The 22,603-nt window shown below is 36.1% G+C and carries 15 protein-coding genes; 2 read left to right on the plus strand and 13 right to left on the minus strand.

All coding sequences use genetic code 11. The features are described from left to right. Window positions 1–111: 111 nt before the first annotated feature. The 7 genes from G7Y56_RS07225 to G7Y56_RS07255 are packed head-to-tail and all read right to left on the minus strand — an operon-like array spanning window position 112 to window position 6,830. The gene (locus G7Y56_RS07225) at window positions 112–1,224 is read right to left on the minus strand and encodes an ABC transporter permease (protein ID WP_165042295.1); all 1,113 of its coding nucleotides are present in this window, start codon (window positions 1,222–1,224) and stop codon (window positions 112–114) included. A gap of 6 nt (window positions 1,225–1,230) precedes the next feature. Then, window positions 1,231–2,337, minus strand: a complete 1,107-nt coding sequence (locus tag G7Y56_RS07230; protein WP_165042297.1) for an ABC transporter permease — start codon at window positions 2,335–2,337, stop codon at window positions 1,231–1,233. A 32-nt stretch (window positions 2,338–2,369) separates the two neighbouring features. Continuing rightward, window positions 2,370–3,113, minus strand: a complete 744-nt coding sequence (locus G7Y56_RS07235) for an ABC transporter ATP-binding protein (RefSeq protein ID WP_165042299.1) — start codon at window positions 3,111–3,113, stop codon at window positions 2,370–2,372. 11 nt (window positions 3,114–3,124) lie between these two features. Then, window positions 3,125–4,024 carry an ABC transporter ATP-binding protein gene (locus tag G7Y56_RS07240; RefSeq protein WP_165042301.1) on the minus strand — a complete coding sequence of 300 codons (900 nt, stop codon included), beginning with the start codon at window positions 4,022–4,024 and terminating at the stop codon, window positions 3,125–3,127. Then, a complete protein-coding gene (locus G7Y56_RS07245) occupies window positions 4,021–4,920 on the minus strand; it encodes an HlyD family secretion protein (RefSeq protein ID WP_165042303.1) in 900 nt (299 codons plus the stop codon). The genes G7Y56_RS07240 and G7Y56_RS07245 overlap by 4 nt, the downstream gene beginning before the upstream one ends. A gap of 10 nt (window positions 4,921–4,930) precedes the next feature. Beyond that, window positions 4,931–6,199 carry a TolC family protein gene (locus G7Y56_RS07250; protein ID WP_165042305.1) on the minus strand — a complete coding sequence of 423 codons (1,269 nt, stop codon included), beginning with the start codon at window positions 6,197–6,199 and terminating at the stop codon, window positions 4,931–4,933. Window positions 6,200–6,209: 10 nt separating this feature from the next. Further along, on the minus strand, window positions 6,210–6,830 hold the full coding sequence (locus G7Y56_RS07255) for a TetR/AcrR family transcriptional regulator (RefSeq protein WP_165042307.1): 621 nt from the start codon (window positions 6,828–6,830) through the stop codon (window positions 6,210–6,212). A 206-nt stretch (window positions 6,831–7,036) separates the two neighbouring features. Here G7Y56_RS07255 and G7Y56_RS07260 point away from each other — a divergent pair, with 206 nt between their 5' ends. Then, window positions 7,037–8,404: a sigma-54 dependent transcriptional regulator gene (locus G7Y56_RS07260; RefSeq protein WP_165042309.1), complete on the plus strand. Its 1,368-nt coding sequence runs from the start codon at window positions 7,037–7,039 to the stop codon at window positions 8,402–8,404. A gap of 24 nt (window positions 8,405–8,428) precedes the next feature. Beyond that, window positions 8,429–9,757, plus strand: a complete 1,329-nt coding sequence (locus tag G7Y56_RS07265; protein ID WP_165042312.1) for a PAS domain-containing sensor histidine kinase — start codon at window positions 8,429–8,431, stop codon at window positions 9,755–9,757. Between the two features lie 242 nt (window positions 9,758–9,999). On the opposite strand, the gene G7Y56_RS07270 is transcribed toward G7Y56_RS07265, so the two are convergent. The 6 genes from G7Y56_RS07270 to G7Y56_RS07295 all read right to left on the minus strand — a co-directional run bounded on the left by G7Y56_RS07270 (window position 10,000) and on the right by G7Y56_RS07295 (window position 22,576). Further along, a complete protein-coding gene (locus G7Y56_RS07270) occupies window positions 10,000–12,288 on the minus strand; it encodes an ABC transporter permease (protein ID WP_165042314.1) in 2,289 nt (762 codons plus the stop codon). Between the two features lie 26 nt (window positions 12,289–12,314). Then, the gene (locus G7Y56_RS07275; RefSeq protein ID WP_165042316.1) at window positions 12,315–14,678 is read right to left on the minus strand and encodes an ABC transporter permease; all 2,364 of its coding nucleotides are present in this window, start codon (window positions 14,676–14,678) and stop codon (window positions 12,315–12,317) included. A 16-nt stretch (window positions 14,679–14,694) separates the two neighbouring features. Beyond that, window positions 14,695–17,061, minus strand: a complete 2,367-nt coding sequence (locus G7Y56_RS07280; protein WP_165042318.1) for an ABC transporter permease — start codon at window positions 17,059–17,061, stop codon at window positions 14,695–14,697. Window positions 17,062–17,124: 63 nt separating this feature from the next. Next, complete coding sequence (locus tag G7Y56_RS07285; protein WP_165042320.1) at window positions 17,125–19,452, minus strand: ABC transporter permease; 2,328 nt, start codon at window positions 19,450–19,452, stop codon at window positions 17,125–17,127. 61 nt (window positions 19,453–19,513) lie between these two features. Then, window positions 19,514–21,844, minus strand: a complete 2,331-nt coding sequence (locus tag G7Y56_RS07290; RefSeq protein ID WP_165042322.1) for an ABC transporter permease — start codon at window positions 21,842–21,844, stop codon at window positions 19,514–19,516. Between the two features lie 51 nt (window positions 21,845–21,895). Then, entirely contained in the window at window positions 21,896–22,576 is a 681-nt protein-coding gene (locus tag G7Y56_RS07295) for an ABC transporter ATP-binding protein (protein ID WP_165042324.1), read from the minus strand. Window positions 22,577–22,603 lie beyond the last annotated feature (27 nt).

Here is a 22,603-nt window from a genome sequence, read left to right on the forward strand (position 1 = left end):
GATCTGCTCATTCTTGAGGCTATTAGCTACTGACTTATTTCATAATAGATCCCTCCTTTCAGTTCGGGATGACAGAATGTACGAAAGGATGGCAGGTATATCAAACTCATATTAATTAGTTTTCCTATAACTAATTATTGCCCAAACATTAAAGAACAAAGCAAAACCTATCAACGCAAACATTTGTGTTGATAAATCAACGAATGAACTGCCTTTAAGATAAACCATGCGCATAACCTGAATAAAATATTTCAACGGGTTAATCACCGTAATCTTTTGCGCCCAATCGGGCATACTATTTATAGGAGTAAACAACCCACTCATAAGTATGAATATTATCATAAAGAAAAACATAACAAACATTGCCTGTTGCATCGTATTCGAATAATTTGAGATAACTAGTCCCAAACCTGATACGACAAGAATATAAATACTTGTAAAAAGATATATTGTCAGCAAACTTCCCGAAGGAAACAGCCCGTATACCAATGCCGCCAATATGAAACAGACGGTAAGCACAATAAAACCGATGACCCAATAAGGAATCAGTTTAGCCAGTATAAATGTAAATTTACTGACGGGAGTAACATTCATCTGCTCAATTGTTCCTGCCTCTTTCTCACCCACAATATTCAGTGCGGGAAGGAAACCCGTAAGCATAGTCATCATCATAACCATTAGTGCAGGTATCATAAATATTTTATAATCTAAATATGGATTGAACTTGTATTGTGGAACGATAGTTATAACAGGGATCGTATTTTCGTCCGAAGATTGTATCCATTCGCTACGAATTTCATTTGCATAGTCACCCAATATAGATGCAAGATAAGAAGAACCTACACCACCTTTTGTACCATTCACGGCATTGGCAGATATCATAACATTGGCATATCCTTCTTTAATAAGATTCTTCTCAAAATCGGGCTGAATCTCCAGAATTATATCGGCATCGGCCGATTCTATGCTTTCGAGCGCTTTATCGTTAGACGATGATACGTCGGCAAGATTAAAATAACCCGACGATACGACTTTCTGTATCAAGCGTTCGGAATAAGTGCTGTGATCATTATCTACAACACTAAGGTTTATATTCTTTATTTCCTGATTGGCAGCCCAAGGCATGATGAGCATCATCATAATAGGCCATCCGACAATTAATCTGGGAATAAATTTATTCCGCAAGATTTGCTTAAACTCTTTTTCTATCAGAAATTTTATCATAACCAATCAACTAAGTCTTATTTTAAACTTCTTCAGACTAACGGCAACCAGAAGAATAGCCATTCCTGCCAAAACCGTCAACTCTTTCCATATATAGATATAATCTACCCCTTGTATCATTAGTTTCCTCGCAGCCGATATATACCACTTGGCAGGGATTATATTCGAGAACCATTGCAGTACAACAGGCATACTCTCTATCGGGAATATCATACCCGATAGCAACATTACGGGCATCATAAATCCCATACCCGAAACCAGCATGGCAGCCACCTGAGTCTCCACAATGGTGGAAACAAACAGTCCTAACGCCAATGCCACAAAAATAAACATCAACGAAACAATCATCAGCCAAAACAAACTACCTGCTACGGGAACCTGCAATACAAAGACTGATAGCAATAGAATAGTCGACAAATTGATAAGCGATAATGTAAAATAGGGAACCATCTTTGCCAGAATAATATAGATCGGTTTTATAGGCGAAGCCAACAGCACTTCCATTGTTCCTGTTTCCTTTTCTCGAACGATGGCAATAGACGTCATCATAGCACATATAAGCATCAGAATAAGCCCCATAACACCCGGCACGAAGTTATAGGCACTTTTCATCTGCGGATTGTAGAGCATCCTTACTTCGGGAACAATCTGAATCGGTATATTCTGTTGCTGCACTAATTCCTGTTGGTAGGCAGCTATAATATTAGAAGCATATCCCGAAATCATTATCGCCTGATTGGGATCGGTAGCATCAGATATCAATTGTATGCTCGCTTCGCCTGTATGTATGAGATTCTCATTAAAATTATCACTGAATACTACGACTAAGGTTGCTCTCCCATCTTTAAATACCCTGTCTATATCGTCCGGGTTATTCAGATTGTCCACTACCGTAAAATACTCACTGGCTTCCAATCGGTCGATAATATGTTGTGTGGAAACATCTTTTGATGGATCGAAAACAGCGACACGCGTATTTTTCACTTCGGTAGTAATGGCAAATCCGAAAAGAATAATCTGTACGATAGGCATACCCAAGACAATAAGCATGGTACGTTTATCACGGAAAATATGATAAAACTCTTTTTTTACAAATGATAAGAATTGTTTCATTCGATTAAATCTTTAGATTTATCATATTCTGATTAGTTATCACTGCGTTTTGCTTTACGAGCCAATTGCTGAAAGACTTCATCCATACTCTTTGCATTAAACTGATTTTTCAGGTTCTTAGGCGTATCCAGTGCATCTATCCGTCCGTCTACCATTATAGAAACCCGACGACAATATTCCGCCTCATCCATATAATGTGTAGTTACAAAAATCGTTATCCCCTTATCCGCTGCCTGATATATCAATTCCCAGAACTGACGACGGGTAACGGGATCCACTCCGCCTGTCGGCTCATCTAAAAAAACGATTTTCGGTGTATGAAAAATAGAAACTGAAAATGCTAATTTCTGCTTCCAACCTAAAGGCAATTCTTTTACCAATGTATTTTTTTCACTCTGAAAACCCAGTTCGGATAATATTTCGTCTGTTTTAGAAGTAATTAGTTTCTCATTCATGCCATAGATACCGCCAAAAAGGCGAATATTCTCCCATACTTTCAAGTCTTCATACAAAGAAAATCGCTGACTCATATAGCCGATGTTTTTCTTTACATTTTCCTGTTGACGTGCAATATCGAACCCTGCAACAGTACCTTTGCCCGAAGTAGGATGACTTAAGCCGCAAAGCATACGCATCGCCGTTGTCTTCCCTGCACCGTTTGCACCGAGAAACCCGAATATCTCGCCTTTATCGACACTAAAAGATATATTATCCACAGCGGTGAAACTACCGAATTTCTTTGTCAGGTTTTCTGTAAGTATTACGGATTCGCTCATTGTTTTTTTATTTACGAGAATTGCATATAGCAATCTTCTATGCTTGGTTCTATTGTATGTATCTCGATATTTGTGTGCCCTTTTTCAGTCAGATAGATTTTTAATATATTAGCAGATAGATCCTGATCTACCGTTATATGATGTGTTTCGCCAAATGTGAAACACGTTTTTATTTTATTATATCCTCTTAAATCTTTGAGTAATTTATACATATCGTTACTCTTCACAGACCATAAGATTTCGGAGAACCGATTGATAATATTGTGTGGCGTATCGACTTGCAAAAATTTGCCATTCTGAATCAAAGCTATACGATCACATAATGTAGCTTCATCCATATAGGGGGTCGAAACTAAAATAGTGATGTTTTGCTCTTTCAGCTTTCGCAACATTTCCCAAAATTCTTTACGTGAAACAGGGTCAACCCCCGTAGTCGGTTCATCCAAAAAAAGTACAGACGGTTTATGTATCAACGCACAACTAAGGGCTAATTTCTGTTTCATACCACCCGACAGCTTCCCTGCTCTACGATGCTTAAACGGTTCTATTTGCTGATATATATCTTTTATCAGATAATAGTTTTCTTCAATAGTTGTATTAAACACAGACGCAAAAAACTCCAGATTTTCTTCTACTGTCATGTCCTGATAAAGCGAAAATCTGCCGGGCATATAGCCGATATTGTTACGTATCTTTTTGTAGTCTTTCACGACATCAAAACCATCTACAACGGCTGTACCACTATCAGCTAAAAGCAAAGTGGTAAGAATACGGAAAAGGCTGGTCTTACCTGCCCCATCAGGACCGATAATACCATAGATATCCCCTTGTTCGACTTCGAAACTAATATCGTTCAAAGCCTGCACATTCCGATATTTCTTACTTATATTTTTTACCGATATCGCTTTCATTGTAATTTCAATTCACCGTACATTCCTTTTTTCAGATAACCGTCATTTTTTATGGCTATTTTGACGGCATATACAAGATTAGCACGTTCATCACGGGTCTGAATCGTTTTAGGAGTAAATTCCGATTTATCTGAGATCCATGTGATTGTACCTGTATATTCTTTAGCACCACTTTCTCCGAAATCGGCAAATACTCTTACCTCCTGCCCTATCTTCACTTGTGTAAGCTGACTGGCTGTAATATAGGCACGCAGAAACATATTATTCATATCTGCCACCTTAAACAAAGCTTTGCCCTGTGTGGCAAGTTCTCCCTGCTCTGCATATTTAGTCAACACCATACCTTGAATAGGGCTTGTAATCTTAGATTTTTGTATCTGGTCTTCTAGCTGTGCCACTTGTATATCTATGCTTGAGCTCTCTTCGCTTACACCTCTATTTGAGTTTTCCAATACTTCTGTTTGTGCAGATAATTGCCTTTCCAGATAAAGTATCTGGGCGCTTATATCATCCAGTTGCTTTTGATTGGCAGCATTGGCTTTTACCAAACTCTCGAAACGTTTTTGCTCATTCTTTTGAGTCGCTATCTGTTGTTTTATAGCAGCTATTTGTTGCGGTACATTCGTTTGTCGGCTTTTCACGGCTTTTACGTTCGTCAATAATTGTATCTTCTTCAAATACAGTTGAGTTGTGTCTATATAGCCAAGAATATTTTCGGGTGAAACTTCCTGTCCTTCCTCCAGATTAAACTGCATAATCTTACCATTGGCCTCTGCCGAAACAATCACTTCTGTTGCTTCAAATACACCCGAAGCATCGTAATCGCCATTTCTGTTGGCACACGAAACCATAAGTAGTATAAAGCCGATGAAAAATACATTCTTTATCGTTTTCATATATATTCGTTTAATTGTTTGTTGTAAATTTTAAGTTGTAAATAGATAGCAGCAATTCTGTTTCATGTTGTATTCTATCTTGCTTTGCCATATCTTCGGCATTTACATCCCGCAAAAGATCAGTTATCGTAGATATACCATTTGCAACTTTCACTTCAGTGGCTTTCTTCACATTACTGCGTAACAATATTATTTCATCATCGTATTTCAGCAAATCACGATTCTTTTTTATTTCGTTATTTTCCTGCGTTGTCTCTATATTAGTATTAAAAAGGAAAGTTTCTCGCTGAGCCAGTACATTATTCTGGCTTATTTCAATCAATCTCCTATCATTCTTTTGTGTGTAAAGGCTACCAAAATTCCATGATAAACGGATACCGCCTATGTAATAAGGCGAAAATTCATCTTCCAGCATATTCAAGCCCGGTCTGCCATATCCTCCCGTAACAAACAATCCGAGTTTCGGCATATAAGTTGTTTTAATCATTTTTTTCTGGGATTCAAGATTATTTAATTGGGTATCGAATAATTCCAATTCGGGGCGTTTAATTTGAGACGGAATAAGCAAATCGTTACTGCTAGGCTTTTGCAATGCTGTTCCTTCGCCGAAAGATTCGCCAAGCAATATAGCCAGCATATTCATGTATGATTTTCTGCTCAATTGTAATTGCCCTTGGTTTTGTATCGCTTTTAGTTGTTCTATTTTTATTTCGTCAAGATCGGATTGATTGGCTACCCCGTTCTGGATATAACTTGTTATCAGATTGTAATTGCGCTGAAGTTCTTCTTGCAATAAACTATTTTGCTTTAACTTTTCATCCAGAAGTAATACGCCGAAATACAGCTGATTTACACGATCGTTAATCGCATACATATCCACATCGAGTTGCTTCTGATCTGCCTGCGCCGATGTCTTTGTAACCTCTTTCTTTGAACGGATTACTCCTCCATCCCAGATAGTCTGGGTAACATCGAGTGTTGCCAGATACTGATCTTTGCTGATTCTCGGTATATCTACCCCCGGAACAGAGATTGGAACTGCGGTTACTTCCGATTGATAAGATGCCTTTGCCGATAGTGAAACTTGCGGTAAGTATCCTTTGCTTGCATTCTCAAGATTGTAGTTTTTCGATTTCTCTATCAGCTCGTAGCGCTTGATCAACGGATAATTTTCCTTCGACTTCTGGTGGCACATCTCTAATGTTAGAGCCGTATTCTGAGCAGAAACCACGAGCGGAACTGCAAACACACAAGCAATTATAAACATATTCCTTTTCATAATCTTTAGCTTATTGGTCTATTTTCAACATTCCTTTGATCCACATCGGTACAAATATTCTTCGCTCATTCATAAATGTAATATACATATCTTCGTTCATTGGGTGGTGTAATGCCATCAGCAAAGGTTTACCTACGATAGGAAACACTGTCATAGACACCAGATTGATAAAAATATGCAAAGGGGTAAAATCTTTTATATCCTTCAGATCCAACTGATCTTGCATCTGCTTATAGAAATAGCTGTTAAGAATCATGCTTTTGGGCACACCAACTTTTTTCATTAGCTTTTCAGGGTTTGCCTGTATTTCGCTTAATACAAATAATGGTAAATTGGGATTTACAAGTAGCGAATCGATGTATCCATTGACAACTATATCGATCTTGCGATCTAAAGACGTACTTTCATCGTTCACTATATCTATAATAACTGAGAATATCTCTATCAGACTTTCTTCCATTATAATATCAAACAACTTCTCTTTACTACGGAAATAGTAATTGAGTAGTGCCAGATTTATTCCTGCTTCGTCTGCTATATCACGTGTACGTGCCTGTCCGTATCCTTTTTCGTGAAAGACTTTTCGCGCGGCTTCTTTTATTTTTTTTTCTGTTGAAATATCTTTTTCCATATTGCATAAAGTATTACGATAATGCAAATGTAATTAATATATTGATTTAAACAAATGATTAAATAATTATTTTAAACATTTTGACCAGTGATAAAAATAGATCACATCGTAACAGTGAACTATATTGATAGAATTGTCTTCTAATAGAATCGCATAGTAACTTATAAATAATTACATTTGTAATATAAGTTTTAGCTACTTCATACATGAAAACAGGAACAATATTAGTTGTCGACGATAATAAAAATGTCTTAAATGCTTTACGCATTTTATTAGACACTTATTTTGAACAGGTACACCTCTTAGCCTCCCCGAATATGCTAATATCAGCATTAAGAGAGAAAAGTCCCGATGTTGTCTTGCTCGATATGAATTTTTCGGCAGGAATAAATACAGGTAATGAAGGCTTATATTGGCTATCGGAAATAAAAAAAGTCGATCCTGAACTTCCTGTTGTTTTGTTCACAGCTTATGCAGACATAGAACTGGCAGTAAAAGCACTTAAAGAAGGTGCCAGTGATTTTGTGGTTAAGCCATGGGATAATACGAAATTATTGGCAACGCTTCAATCGGCCTTCTCTTTACGCCAATCAAGGAAAGAAGTGAAAAAATTGCGGGAAAAACAGAATATACTGAATCACGAGTTAAACAAAGAAGATGATATATGCTGGGGAGAGTCGGCAATTATGCAAAATCTGCTGGCGATTATAAAGAAAGTAGCCCGAACCGATGCAAATATTCTGATAACCGGCGAAAATGGAACAGGTAAAGAACTGATTGCAAAAAAAATACATCACTTATCGTTGCGTGAAAACGAAACCTTGGTAACAGTAGATATGGGTGCCGTGACTGAATCATTATTCGAAAGCGAACTATTCGGACATACCAAAGGTTCATTTACTGATGCTAAAACCGATCGTGCAGGAAAATTTGAAGCTGCCGACAAAGGAACTCTTTTTCTCGATGAGATAGGAAACCTAAGTTATGTCTTACAAGCCAAACTGCTTACAGCCCTGCAGTCGAGACAGATAATCAGAGTGGGAAGCAATAACCCGATATCGGTTGATATACGACTGATATGTGCTACCAATAAGGATTTATTTAAATCGGTTAAGGATGGTGAGTTTAGAGAAGATTTGCTATACCGCATCAATACAATCCAGATAGAAGTTCCACCTTTGCGCGATCGCCGTGAAGACATTGCTGCGTTAGCCAATTTCTTTCTCAGACGATTTGCGAAAAAATATAATAAGCCAGAGTTGATATTGAGTGATAAAGCTATTGCTAAGCTTATAGAATATTCGTGGCCGGGAAATGTGCGGGAATTGCAGCATACCATTGAAAAAGCGGTAATATTAAGCGACAACAATGAATTGCAACCATCTGATTTTTATATGCGGTCGATGGAAAATAAAGCTTCTATCATAGAAGCTATAACTCTGGAAGAAATGGAGAGAATACTTATCGGAAAAGCACTGCAAAAATACGATAGAAATATATCTGCCATTGCATTGGAACTGGGGGTTACACGCCCTACCCTATATAGCAAAATGAAAAAATACGGATTATCATAAATCTGATTAAAGCCTTGAATACGAATGTTTAGATCCATCGAATATAAACTCATCCTCTATGTCGGACTATTGATCGTATCGGTAGCAACGACAACTGCATTAATCGTATCGGGCGCATACATATATAGCAGCTTGTTTATTCTATTATCGCTCTTTTCGCTGAAAAGTTTGCAAAATCATTATAAGAAATTTAATCAGAATATCGTCTTTTTATTAAATGCTTTGGATAATGGCGATTACTCTTTCAATTTTGCCGAAAGCAAAATATCCAAGAGAGAAAAGGAATTGAATCAGATGCTCAACCGTATCAAAGAGATATTAAGTAGAGCTCGTACTGAGATTATCGAAAACGAAAAGTTTCTGAGCCTTATTATCGAAAGCGTTTCTACAGGAATTATATTATTAGATGAACGAAATAATATCCGATCGGTAAATAATGCAACGAATAAGCTATTAGGACTGCCTGTATTTACTCACCTTAATCAGTTAGCCACTGTTGATGAAACCTTTCCCGAATTATTCAAAAAACTAGATACGAATGATAACATACAAATAAAGATAAGCAACGAACGGGAAGAAATACAAATAAGTTTACAGGTCTCGAAAATAACATCTAAAAAAGGGGAAATAAGGATTATCACACTCAACAATATCGGTAACGAACTGGAGGCAAAGGAAATGGAATCCTGGATACGGCTTATCCGGGTAATGACTCACGAGATAATGAACTCGATAGCACCTATTACATCCCTAACGGAGACTTTATTATTCTCTTATAAGACACATCAAGCAGAATTATCGAACGAATCGCTTAGAGCAAATACGATAGATGCTCTTGAAACGATCAGTTCCACAGCAAAAGGTTTGGCTTCGTTCGTCGATTCTTATCGCAAGTTTACAGGAGTATCAAAACCACAGTTCAATCAGGTTGAACTAATCCCTTTACTCGACAGGGTTATTTTTCTGGAGTCGTCCGAAATTGAAAGAAAAAAGATCGATATACAAGTAATACCTCATAGCGGAGATTATATACTGAATGCGGATGAATCTCAAATCACTCAGATTCTGGTAAACCTTATAAAGAATGCGATAGAGGCTATCGGAGAGAGAGAGGGTGGCAAAATCTTAATAAAGATTACAGACACAGATCATAAAATACGAATCGATATATCGAATAACGGAGAACCTATTCCTCACGATATTACACCTCATATATTTATTCCTTTCTTCACCACTAAAGAGACAGGCACAGGAATCGGGCTAAGTGTTTCACGTTACATAATGAGGCTACACGGTGGAAATCTAAAACACCATACCTCAGACCAATGGACTGTCTTTAGCATGGTGTTCTGAACTAAACTAAAACTCACAAACTTATTTATTATCAATCTACAGCCCTCTTAATCTCCCCTACGGGGAGTAACAACTCCATTGAAGAGGCTAAAATATGTCATTAATTGTCTTTGATTACTTAAAAAAACGTGATTTTTTCCTATTATCTTACTCACTCTTTATTGAATTCACTGGATTTATCCTTGCTGCCTTCCGGCTTTGCACACTAACAGCGACGAGAGAGAGCAAAGAGACAAAAACGCTTACCCCAACAAACATCCACCAATGAAGGTCAGCTTTATATGCAAATTTTCGAGCCATTTATCTATAATGAACCAAGCTAAAGGCATCGCGATACAAACAGAAAGTAAAATCCACTTCAGCAAACTCAAATTAAGCATTGTAACAATCTCTCGGTTAGTTGCTCCATTTACCTTTCTGATACCAATTTCCTTTGTACGTGTTTTTATCATAAATGCCATAAAAACAATCAATCCAAGAATAGTAATTATAAGACATAGTACTGAGAAAAATTTGATAACCTTTCCGGCATTTAATTCATTTTTATATACAACATTATATGTATCGCTCAGAAACTTATAATCGATTGGATAATCTGGATTAATTTTTTTCCAAACCGAATCTAATGTTTCTATTGCCTGCGTTTCTTGTTCGGGAGCAAATCGTATCATAAAACAATTCATAAACATATTGCGTTGCAATATTATCATCGGGATAGCATTTTCGTAGACACTGGTATATGTAAAATCCTCCACAACTCCCGATACTACTGCCGATTGGGTATAATCAAGCATACCATGTTCTATTTTTATTTCTTTGCCGATAGCCGCATCGGGTGAAGCAAATCCAAGTACTTGCAAAGCTTTGCGATTGAGAATAACATCTTCTCTTATATTCGATAATATATTTTCATTTATCCGCTTGGATATGAGTTCTTCCTCTTCCTTAAGATTCATTTTCAGTGGAGTAAATAACGTTCCTGCTACTAGTTTAATGCCATAAAAAGAAAAGAAATCTTCACCTACAAGCAATACTGGCAGATATGTTTGCTCCTTACCGTCAATAGTAGCCCCAACCATATCTCTTACCGCAGAGCCCGGTAATTGCATAGCTCCGGTTACTGATTCTATTTCGGGATGTTTCAACAATTCATTTTTCAGTGAGAAATAATTATTGATTACTTCCTTTGGTTGTTCGTCAATAACAAGAATGTTACTCTCTGTACCACCTATCTGCGTATTCTTTATCAAAGTAATCTGACTATTTATGCCGATAGTTACTATGACTATAAAAATTACAATACTATACTGTATGACAAGCATATATTTTACATTCGAGAATGAAAAACGGATAGCTCTGAGATCAATACGGTCATTGAAAAAGAATGTTGATGAAATATTTGACAAAATAGGTAATAATGAAACAAAGGCAGTAATAAATAAGAAGAATAGACAGAGAATTATTTCCTCTCCAATAGAAATAAAATTAAAGGATATGGAAAAATAATCAGCGACAAACATTGAAATTAATTTACCTATTAATATACCAACAATAGCCAGCCAAAGCACTACCTGAAACTCGTCTTTTGCTACCACAGAAGACGAGGCTCCATTAAATCGAAGTAATTGATAATACCTTTTGTTGTAAGAAAAAATAACACTCGCATTAAGCCATAAATTGAACATCACTATTATAAAAAGCAGTATGTTCGCTCCAATAATAAGATAGATATAATAGATATTGCCATTAGGTTCTATTTCTCTCAAAACATGGCTATACAGATGAATATCGGTCATCGGTATAAGATTTATCTTAGCACTGGGTATCTGTGGATTTTCCTTTAAGAATATATTTGATATTTTCTTCTCCAGGTCTGAATAGCTTTGCCCCTTAGCGACCAAGAGATAAGCATAGAAAAAGGAATCATCAAAATCGGTTTCCCTGACAATAATATCAGTATGAAAATGGGTATTATAGGGCATATTTTTAAAAACACCACTTACAGAGCATGTCATATCATTAAACTTACGACCACTTAATTCTATCTTTTCTCCTACAACATCTATTTCCCCAAATAACTGATACGCAAGCTTCTCACTAATAACAACGCTTCCCGGTGACTCGAAAACTGTTTTGCTATCTCCTTTGAGTAAAGAGATATCAAGTATCTCAAAAAGGTTTTTACTTGAAAAATAAATTTCGGTTATTACTTGCTTTTTTCCATTGAGAGTGAGTATTGCAGTATTTATTTTTGACAATCTCAGATCACCCTCAATTTCAGCAACACTTTGGAATATTTGATTAAAGCTACTGCCATATATACGTCCATCAGCCTGTTGCCCGTCATAACTTACAGTCATACGAACAATGCGGTCTGATTTCGAATAAAACTTATCAAAACTAAGCTCTGCTTTTACATAAGTATACGAAACGAGGAGACATGCAAACATAAGAGCCAGACCTAACAAATTTACAATTCGAAGATTTTTAGTTTTTAGAAAACGTCTTATTACAAGTGGAATATTATACATATTTTGCTCTATTATAAAAATACTCTTTATTCGTTTTTAAGTGAATCTACCGGATTTGCATTTGCCGCTCTCCATGTTTGAAACGAAACTGTTAATAATGCTATTAGGCAAGTTATTAGTCCCGCTAAAACAAATACCCAAGGACTTAAGGTTGTTTTCACAATAAAAGTGTCAAGCCAGTTCGTCAGATACAGGTATGAAATAGGGCAAGCTATCACAAAGGATATTATTATCCAGAGTAAAATATCTTTATTTAGCAATAATAGCAAGTCTTTAATAGTAGCTCCATTTATTTTACGGATACCTATCTCCTTTATCCTGCGTTGTGTAGAATAAAAAATCATGGCATACAATCCGGTAACGGTAATCACAAAAGTTATAAACAAAGCATAGCTTAATACATGACGAGTATTCATTTCGGACAGATATAAATTCTGATAGGTTTCGTTTAAGAAATGATATTCGAAAGGAGTATCGGGAACCATTTCTTTCCATTTTGTTTCTATTACTTTTATCGCTTTCTGAGGATTACCTGCAATCTTAAAAAATATCGGATTGTGATCGTCCCTCGATAAGTTCAAATACATTTGAGGATCGGGTTCCTGATATAAAGATTTCACATACGAATCACGTACAACTCCTTTTACAATAAAGGATTGCCCATCTTTCTCGATACGTGCCCCACCGATGGAAATTAGAATAAAAGAATTGTCAACAGGATTTTTAAGTCCAAGAACCTCCGCTGCGCGTTCGTTTATAACACAATAATTAAGATCGAAAGCACTTTCCAAGGTCAAAGGATTTTCGCCTGCGACGAATGTCATGCCGAAAAAATCAAAATAGTTAGGAGAAACTTCCGACATATCCATCATTATCTGTTCGCCTGTTTCTATATTCTTCGCGCCTATGCCGTTGCCCATCCTAATAGGTAAGTTGTATTGTTTCATAGCTACATCGACGATGGACGGGTCTCTGACCAGATCATTACGCAATGTTTTGTAATTAGCACCGAAGTCTCTCCATCCATTTACATAAATCACATTTTGAGTATCGAACCTCAGATCCTGTGATAATATATGGTCTATCTGCCTGCCAAAAAAGAATACGACTATAAGAAGGCAAAGTGACGAAGTAAATTGTATAATTATAAGAACCTTTTGAAATGCCGACATCTTTTTTCCGCGGAATTTACTTTTCAATGTTTCTATAATTCCAAACTGTGTCATCCGGAATGCAGGAAAAGAACCGGCTATAAGAGTTGTTACTATTATCAGACTTACAATAAATATATACAATTGAGGTGATGAAAAATCTATAGTTATATACGATCTTGTATAGCTATTAAATACCGGTAATGTCAGAATAGCCAATACAAGGCCTCCGATAACTGATATTAGAACATATGACAGTGTCTCTTTATAGAAATCAATCATCAGTAATGCTTTAGTTGCTCCTTGCGACTTTCTTATACCAATGCTTTTTGCCCTGATAAAAGATGTAGAGATGAACAGATTTGTAAAATTAATACAGGCGATGACAAGGATAGTTATAGCTGTAATAATAAATATCCCTAAAAGTTTTTTATCTCCTTTTACCGCGCTGTCGAAAGTCGGATCAGTCTTACTGAAATGCACATCTTTCAATGGCTCAAGCTCAACTTTGTTATATGTTTCTTTTAAAAATGCAGCTGCGCCTGATCTATTTATTTGAGTCAGCTTGCTTTGAATCGAGGGGATATCTGCATTGTTCGACAGGATAAAATATGTATCATACGAGAAACTACTATTCCACCCCCAATCGCCAAAATAGCCGAATAAAGGGAACACAATATCCGCCTGAATATGTGAATTCCGTGGCATATCGTACATAATACCACTTACCGAAAAATTATATCCATGATAACTAATTTTCTGTCCGATGGGATCTTCATTCGCAAAATATTTCCTAGCTGTCGACTCGGTAATGATTACATTATCGGGAGCAGAGAAAGCTGTTTTGGCATCCCCTTCTTTCATCGGGAAAGTAAAGAAAGAAAAGAAGTCATAATCAGTCATAATAGCTGTTAAGCCAAAATTGACTTTATTATTTATTGTTACACCATTATTTTCTTTATATACCCTACACATTTGCACTATGTCAGGAATTTCGGCAGCAGCTATTTCTCCCAAAGGTTCGAAAGAAGTAGCAGCCCTAAGAGGTTTGTTATTAAGCTCGAAAGACTGTACAACCTTATACATTTTATCCCCGTTGACATGGAAATCATCAAAAGTCAGTTCGTTCACAGCCCACAGTCCCACTGTAAGAGACACCATAATACCAAGACTCAATCCACATATATTTAAAATGCTGACGGTCTTTTGTTTCTTAAAATTACGTATAAATTGTTTCATCACTTTCTTGTCTTATTTATTCTGTCTTAAGTGAATCTACCGGATTTGTACTTGCTGCCCGCCAACTTTGTATGCTAACTGTAGCTGCAGTAATTAAAAATATCACTAAACCACCTACTAAAAATACCCACCAGTAAATCGGTGTTCTATATGCAAAGCCTTCGAGCCATTTTGTTATTCCATAATAAATAAGTGGTATCGCTATTGCAAAACATGTACATATAATGTAAAAATATGTTTTATTAAACATTACGAGTATCTCACCTATTGTAGCACCATGCACTTTACGGATACTAATTTCCTTACGTCGCGATTCGGTATCGAATATTACGAGGCCGAATACTCCGACAATAGCAATAATAATCGTCAATAGGCTAAACAGAGTAATCATCTTACGCAGGTTCTCCTCCTTATGGTATAGCTGATTGAACAGAGAATCATAAAATTCGACTTCGAAAGGGTATGTCGGATCAAGTTGACTTATCGTTTTACTTATATGATTTACAGCAGCAAAATAATCTGTTCCAGCCTTCAATCGTATATAAGAAACAGGTAAAGTATTCCATGGATTATTAATTGTAAGCACTATATTATCATTTCCCTGGCGAAGAGATGTAAATTTAACGTTGTCGACAAAGCCAATAATAGATGAATTCTCAAAAGGCTGTATGGGTGTCTCGGTTTCTATATTATATTTCTGCTGGAGATCTTTGTTCAAAATAAAAGACATATTCGCTCCCTTTTCATCTGTCGGAGAAGCTTTTCTACCTCCTACTAATGGTATACCCATTACATCGGCAAAATTCCACGAAACATCCAGCATATAATAATTGAACGTTTGTTCTTTATAAGTGGTAGACGATGATGAATAGGTATCTCGTGAGCCTAGCTTCTGTCTAGAAAAGGCTACATCCTCTATCCCCGAATAGGCTTTCAATTGGTTTGTATAAGTTTCACGATAATTTTTATAAAAATCGATACCCAGTTCAACTATAGCAATCTGATCTCTATCAAAACCTAATGAGTATTTTTGCATATAATTGTTTTGCAACCAAACGAAAGAAGAGGCAATTATCAATCCTATCGATACTATAAATTGAAAACCTATCAGTGCTGTACGCAATCGCCGTCCCGCAGGGGAAACACTAAAACTACCCTTCAGCACCATAGCAGGAGAAAAAGAAGTCATGTAGAATGCTGGATACAAACCAGCTAGCACACCAACTATAAATGCCACTAATCCACAGATCAGTAACAACGGGATATTATGGCTAATACTAAGATCTGCATCAAAGAATGACAATAAAGTAGTTTCATTTAATATCCATATTATCAGAATGCTTATCATATAGGATATTATGGCAAGACTTACAGCCTCGCTAACTAATGTGATTCGTAAAATACTATCCGAGCAACCCAACGTTTTTTGTGTATTAATACTTTTAATACGCAGTGGTGCAAGTGATGTACTAAAATTCATGAAATTTATAGTAGCTACAACAATAACCAAGATACCTATTACTAAAATAAGATTAGCAGACTCTTTACTCCCGCTACGCACTATATTACCATCTTTACTTTCATTTTCATAGTAAATATCCGTCAACAAAGTGAGTCCTATTTCTTTTTTACTATCGTTCCATTCCAGTTTGGAGTAATCGTAGTTTTTATTAAAATTATCTACTACGCTTTGGCTATCCTTAGCATTATCTAATAGAAGATAACATAAATAATTACTTGCACTCCAATTATCCATTGAAAAATCGGGATCCATAGTTGTATAGATATCATTGCTTAATTGAGTGTTTTCGGGAAAATCCCGGTAAACACCCCCCACCACCATATCTGTACGTGTTTTGCTCCATACCGGCTCTTCACAATGTATAGCTTTCCCAATAGCCGAAGTTTCTCCAAACAATGCATGTGCAACACTCAATGGTATAATAACTTTATCCGGATCTTTTAAGCAATTAATATCTCCGTCTATTATCGGAAAATCGAATACCTTGGTTATATCAGAGCTACATGTTGTAAATTTCTTTCTAAAACCTCTCTTTTCACCACGATCATTTACTGTAAAATAAACCTGACCTATAAACGGATTGATAATGGTTGCTGCCTTGATATGAGGCGAAGACCGCATCACATCCTCGATAAAAGGTCGGGGAAGAATCATAGAGAAAACACCTTCTTCGTTAGGTAAATCTACACGGAATATACGGTCTGATGTAGGGTGCACCTTATCAAATTGCCGCTCATAATTTAATTGTATCATGATAATGGCAAAGGCTGCAAAAGCTACGCTTAACCCTAAAATATTGAGTATGCTTGCCATTTTGAAGCGTTTCAGCGTACTTAAAAAATTTCTTATAATAGTTCTCATATTTATCCTATACTTAAATCATTGATACAATATACAATTGGTTTATTTTCGTATTAACTGTAGTTATTCATTTTTTAGTGAATCTACCGGATTGGTATTGGCTGCTCGCCAGCTTTGTACACTAACAGTTACAACTGTAATAAAAAATATAATCAGACCGCTAACCAGAAATACCCACCAGTGCATCGGGGTTTTATATGCGAAATTTTCAAGCCAGATATCTATGGCATAGTAAACTATCGGAGTAGCGATGAGAAAACAAATACCTAGAATAATAATGTATGTTTTATTAAACATTATAAGTATTTCGCTGATAGATGCTCCTAAAACCTTACGGATACTGATCTCTCTACGACGATATTCACTCTCGAAAAGAACCAGACCGAAGACACCGACCATAGAAATAATAATCGCTATCAGGCTGAAAAGTGATATTAGAGAGGTTAGGTTCTGTTCTTTTTCGTAGAGGCTATTCAGCACATTGTCGTAAAAACGAACATCAAAAGGATAGTCAGGATCGATACGTTTCAAAGATGCTTTAACATGTTCCATAGCCGCGTACATATCACTACCAGCTTCTACACGTATATAAGCATAATTAGGATTCATTCCCCAATTATGGATACCCCATACATAGAAAGCCATAGGAGTGACAGTATTACGGAAAGATGCAAACTTGACATCTGGGATAAAACCGATTATCTCTGCCTCATCGACAAATTTATTTAATTCCAAATTATATTTTTTCCGTGCCGCCTCATTAAATATATAAACACCATGATTCGTCTTCTCATCATCTTCCCTGAAGTTTCGCCCATCAGTAATATCTATACCTACGACTTCCAAAAAAGAAGGATCGACAGGAAAACACTGAAAGTCAATAATTTCATTTTTATACTTTCGTCCCCATCCCATATAACTATCTCTACTAGAAAGCACTGCGAACCCCGATGTCACATTATCAATACCTGCAAAAGACTTTAACTCGTTTGTAAAAGCACTTTTGTTATCGTTTATCTTGGTATTCAAATCCGTTACGATCAATTGATCTTTGTCAAAGCCCAAGGAAGCATTTTGCATATAGTAATTTTGCAAATACATAAACGATGCACTAATAATCAATGCAATCGACACACTGAACTGTATACCAATCAACAGATTTCTCAACTGGCGACCTTTAGGTGAAAGGCCAAAACTACCTTTCAGTACAAGTGCAGGCTCAAAAGATGTCATATAATAGGCAGGATAAATACCGGAAACAACGCCAAGCAATAATGACAATAAACCTGTTAATACGATCAACGAAGGATAGGAAGATAAAAGAATCTCGGCGTTTATCAGTTTAGTAATTGCAGGAAACATCGAGAAAAGCTGAATCCAGACCAGAGAGAGGATAAATGCGAAAAAGCTGATTATAATAGTCTCTAACAGAAGCGAACGTCTTAAATCCGATTCGCCGGCTCCAAGAACTTTCTGTGTATTGATACTTTTAATACGCATTGGAGCTAGAGCCATACTAAAGTTTGTGAAATTAACCCCGGCAATTATTAATATCGCAATAGCTATAGTAAAAAGTACTATAATAGTCTGACTGCTCGTTTTAGGTATTTCATCATATTGTATACCTGTAACAGTGTGCAAATCTTTCAGCTGAGTAAATTGTAAATGACCTTCCAAAAAGTTTTTTTGCTCTTCGGGTACATTCAGATTTTCTCCTAAACCTTTCGGGATATCCGAAGAATTTAGTTTCACAAAAACATTATAATTTGAATTACCCCAATTATTCAAATTTTCATCCTTCGGCATAGTTCGCACTATGACATTTTCAACAGATGAATTGCGAGGAAAATCTTTATATACACCTCCGATTATAAAGTTTTGTGATTGCCCCTTTAATATTTTGCCCAAAGCAGATTCTTTTCCGAATATTTTCTTTGCAAGGCTCTGAGGAACGAGTATTTTATCAGGTTCATTCAAAGCATCGGCAGTTCCTTCTATCATTTTAAAATCGAATATCTTGGTATAAGAAGGATAAACAGCAATATCCTTTTCCCAATAATGGACAGGAACTCCATCAATATCGATACTGAAATATATCTTTTTAACAAAACTTTTAAGTGTACCGGCTTCAATAGCAGGAGACGACTCGAACAAGACATCCGCAAGACCTCTTGATATAATGGATTGTTTTCCTCCTTCGTTGTTCACCCATTCGACACGATAGATCTTATCTGCGTCTTTATCGAAATTATCAAAGTTATAATCATAATCCACCTGCATCATGATTACAACAAAAGAGGCAAAAGCCACACTCAATCCTAAAATATTGAGTATGCTAGCCATTTTGAAGCGTTTCAGCGTACTTAAAAAATTTCTTATAATAGTTCTCATTTTTATACTTTACTTAAATCAGTGATATTATACAATTGGCCTATTTTTATATTAATTGTGGTTATTCAGTTTTTAATGAATCTACAGGATTTGCTTTTGCTGCTCTCCAGCTCTGTATGCTAACTGTAGCTATCGTAATCAGAAACACTAAAAATCCACTGGCAAAAAATACCCAGTAATAAATTGGAGTTTTATAAGCGAAATTTTCAAGCCATTTTCCGACAAAATAGTAAGCCACCGGCATCGCTATCAGAAAGGCTATAAAAAGAAGTAAAAGCAAATCTTTATTAAGCATAAAAACAATTTGTGCTTCACTCGCTCCGTTTATTTTACGGATAGCTATTTGCTTGTTTTTTTGTCTCGTATTAAATAAGATTAATCCATAAACCCCCATAACAGCAATTACGATTGTAATAAATCCAAATAGCGTTATTAATTTGGACTGATTTTCTTCCTTTTTATAAAGATCGTTCATTTTAGAATCAAGAAAATTCAAATCGAAAGTCTCATCATTGAATTTGCTCCAAGTCTTCTCAATGTAATCGATTGTTTCAGGTGTATTCTGTCCTGATATTTTGATGTACATAAATTTAATCCAGCCTTTTTGATCATTAAGTACTACATAGCCCATCGGCTCTATGGCATAGTGCAATGATTGAAAATTGATATCCTTTGCTATCCCTACTATAATACCCGGATTAAAACACTCGAAATCTTTGCCTACAATACTTTTATCCAATCCGTATTTTTCGAGAAACTTCTCGTTAAATATAATTTGCTCCTGTCCGATCGTATCATTTTTTGTAAAATTATTTCCCGCCAAAATATCAACACCAAAAAAATCTAAAAAATCGGGAGTAACTGACCATGCAACGACTTTCTGTAGAAATTGCCCTTCAAAATTTCTGTTCCAACTCATCCCGATGTAGCCCGGAAGATGCTCCGATGCCGTAAACCCTTTTACATTCGGATTTTTATTAAGTTCTTCAGCAAAGGTTTTCAGATCGGTTTTCAAACCAGCAACAGGGAGGTATACTATATTTTCTTTCTGTATTCCTATCGAATAATTCTGCATATACTTATTCTGTATTTGCATAAAAGAGGAAACTACGATGAGTACCATAGCTGCTGTAAACTGTATGGTGATCAATACATTTCTCAATTTAACACCTCTTGGTGATAAAGCAAAAGAAGCATTCAGTGCAACTGCTTCGTTGAATGAGGTCACATATTTCGTAGGGTACAATCCGACAAGAAACGACAGGAACAAAAGGATTACACCTACTGCACTAATAACATATATATTCTGATCAAAAGATAAATCGGCATCGAATAAACTACTTAAAGTTGTTTTCTGGAAAAAATAGAGATACAGAAGAGCAAGCATGAATGAGATGAGAGTTAAAAATAAGCCTTCGAATAAAATAGATATTCTCAACAACATTTTACGTATACCCAATATTTTATGGATATTAATATTCCTGATACGTGAAGATGCCATAGCTATAGAGAAGTTAATATAATTGGTATATACAATTACCAATATAACTACTCCAATTGCTATCAATGATAAAAATAAAGTTTTCCGGGCTGTGTTGTGATTCAAATGTAAGTCAGTCAGGGGAGATAACTCATAATCTTCGCGGATTGTCGGATCTTCATCCTGAGCTTTAAGAGTGGCTTCGCCCCGAAATTCAGCTCCATTCAATTTTTCCTGTAATTGGGTGTAAGTGCCAGGTAAGAGTTCAAAATAGCCTTTGTATGCCCAGTTGTTTTGATTATAATCAACCAGTTTTGTATATATGCCATTTGTCAGACTGCAATTTTCAGGAAAGTCTTTATAAACAGCATCTATAGTTATAGGTTGTTGTGAAAAATGATCGTATATAACCTGACCGACAGGATTTTGATCTCCAAATATCTTTTTAGCTGCACTTTCTGATATTAAAGCCCTGTTATCGATTTCAAGCGTTTTTGAAACATCTCCTAATATTATTTCAGGAGTGAAAATATCTAAAAAACCGCTTGTAGTAAAGACCAAATTCTCTGTATGCGTGACATGCTTATTGTCTTTACCATAGATATCGAAAGAATTTTCATCCCAACTTTGCAATAAGCAGTAATTGTTTATTTCGGAAAATTCTTGTACCATACTTTCAGCCACAGGAACACTAATAGTTGATATACGTATGCCATCGGAAGGATAATAACGACTAAAATTATAGATATTATCAGACTTTGTAAATTGTCTATTGAACGTGGCATCGTAGCATGTTTGTATACCAATAATTATAAAAACAGCAAATGCGAGAGATAAACCGACTATATTAATAATAGACGGCACTCTGAAGCACTTTAGCAGATAAACAAAGTTTTTAAATATGAAACCCATAGTCGTATATATTTTCTTAGAATGGATATAAGAATTTTCCGATAAGCTTATTTACATCTTACCCTCAACCTCTGTCACAACCTGCCCGTCAAATAAATTGATTACACGGTGTGCAAAAGAAGCATCATGCTGAGAGTGAGTAACCATTACGATTGTAGAACCTTCCTGATTCAGTTCAGTAAGAAGATCCATCACATCTTTTCCGTTTTTTGAATCCAAATTACCGGTAGGCTCATCGGCTAATATCAATTTAGGATTAGCAACTACGGCACGAGCAATAGCGACACGCTGCTGTTGTCCACCCGATAACTGATTTGGAAAATGGTTGGCACGGTGGCTGATACTCATCTTACGGAGCGTTTCTTCAACACGTTGTTTTCGTTCCGATGCTTTTACTTTGAGATAAACCAATGGTAATTCGACATTTTCAAACACGGTCATTTCTTCTATCAGATTGAAACTTTGGAATACAAAACCCAGATTGCCTTTTCGCGCTTGGGTACGTTCTTTTTCTTTCAGATTGCCTACTTCTTTACCATTAAGCGAATATTTTCCGGATGTAGGGTTGTCCAACAAACCAAGTATATTCAACAAGGTAGATTTACCACAACCCGAAGGGCCCATGATAGCAATAAATTCCCCTGCATCTACATGCAATGATATATTGTTTAATGCTACTGTTTCTACTTCTTCGGTACGGAATACTTTTCTTAAATCATTAATTTGTATCATAATTGTACTATTTAAAATTGTTATTAT

This window comes from Dysgonomonas sp. ZJ709, from assembly GCF_011039195.1.
Lineage (GTDB): Bacteria > Bacteroidota > Bacteroidia > Bacteroidales > Dysgonomonadaceae > Dysgonomonas.

What these genes read in the sequence shown, in the direction of transcription:
- G7Y56_RS07225 (WP_165042295.1), bottom strand. Translation starts at nt 1,224, where the DNA reads ATGATAAAATTTCTGATAGAAAAAGAGTTTAAGCAAATCTTGCGGAAT.
- G7Y56_RS07230 (WP_165042297.1), bottom strand. Translation starts at nt 2,337, where the DNA reads ATGAAACAATTCTTATCATTTGTAAAAAAAGAGTTTTATCATATTTTC.
- G7Y56_RS07235 (WP_165042299.1), bottom strand. Translation starts at nt 3,113, where the DNA reads ATGAGCGAATCCGTAATACTTACAGAAAACCTGACAAAGAAATTCGGT.
- G7Y56_RS07240 (WP_165042301.1), bottom strand. Translation starts at nt 4,024, where the DNA reads ATGAAAGCGATATCGGTAAAAAATATAAGTAAGAAATATCGGAATGTG.
- G7Y56_RS07245 (WP_165042303.1), bottom strand. Translation starts at nt 4,920, where the DNA reads ATGAAAACGATAAAGAATGTATTTTTCATCGGCTTTATACTACTTATG.
- G7Y56_RS07250 (WP_165042305.1), bottom strand. Translation starts at nt 6,199, where the DNA reads ATGAAAAGGAATATGTTTATAATTGCTTGTGTGTTTGCAGTTCCGCTC.
- G7Y56_RS07255 (WP_165042307.1), bottom strand. Translation starts at nt 6,830, where the DNA reads ATGGAAAAAGATATTTCAACAGAAAAAAAAATAAAAGAAGCCGCGCGA.
- G7Y56_RS07260 (WP_165042309.1), top strand. Translation starts at nt 7,037, where the DNA reads ATGAAAACAGGAACAATATTAGTTGTCGACGATAATAAAAATGTCTTA.
- G7Y56_RS07265 (WP_165042312.1), top strand. Translation starts at nt 8,429, where the DNA reads ATGTTTAGATCCATCGAATATAAACTCATCCTCTATGTCGGACTATTG.
- G7Y56_RS07270 (WP_165042314.1), bottom strand. Translation starts at nt 12,288, where the DNA reads ATGTATAATATTCCACTTGTAATAAGACGTTTTCTAAAAACTAAAAAT.
- G7Y56_RS07275 (WP_165042316.1), bottom strand. Translation starts at nt 14,678, where the DNA reads ATGAAACAATTTATACGTAATTTTAAGAAACAAAAGACCGTCAGCATT.
- G7Y56_RS07280 (WP_165042318.1), bottom strand. Translation starts at nt 17,061, where the DNA reads ATGAGAACTATTATAAGAAATTTTTTAAGTACGCTGAAACGCTTCAAA.
- G7Y56_RS07285 (WP_165042320.1), bottom strand. Translation starts at nt 19,452, where the DNA reads ATGAGAACTATTATAAGAAATTTTTTAAGTACGCTGAAACGCTTCAAA.
- G7Y56_RS07290 (WP_165042322.1), bottom strand. Translation starts at nt 21,844, where the DNA reads ATGGGTTTCATATTTAAAAACTTTGTTTATCTGCTAAAGTGCTTCAGA.
- G7Y56_RS07295 (WP_165042324.1), bottom strand. Translation starts at nt 22,576, where the DNA reads ATGATACAAATTAATGATTTAAGAAAAGTATTCCGTACCGAAGAAGTA.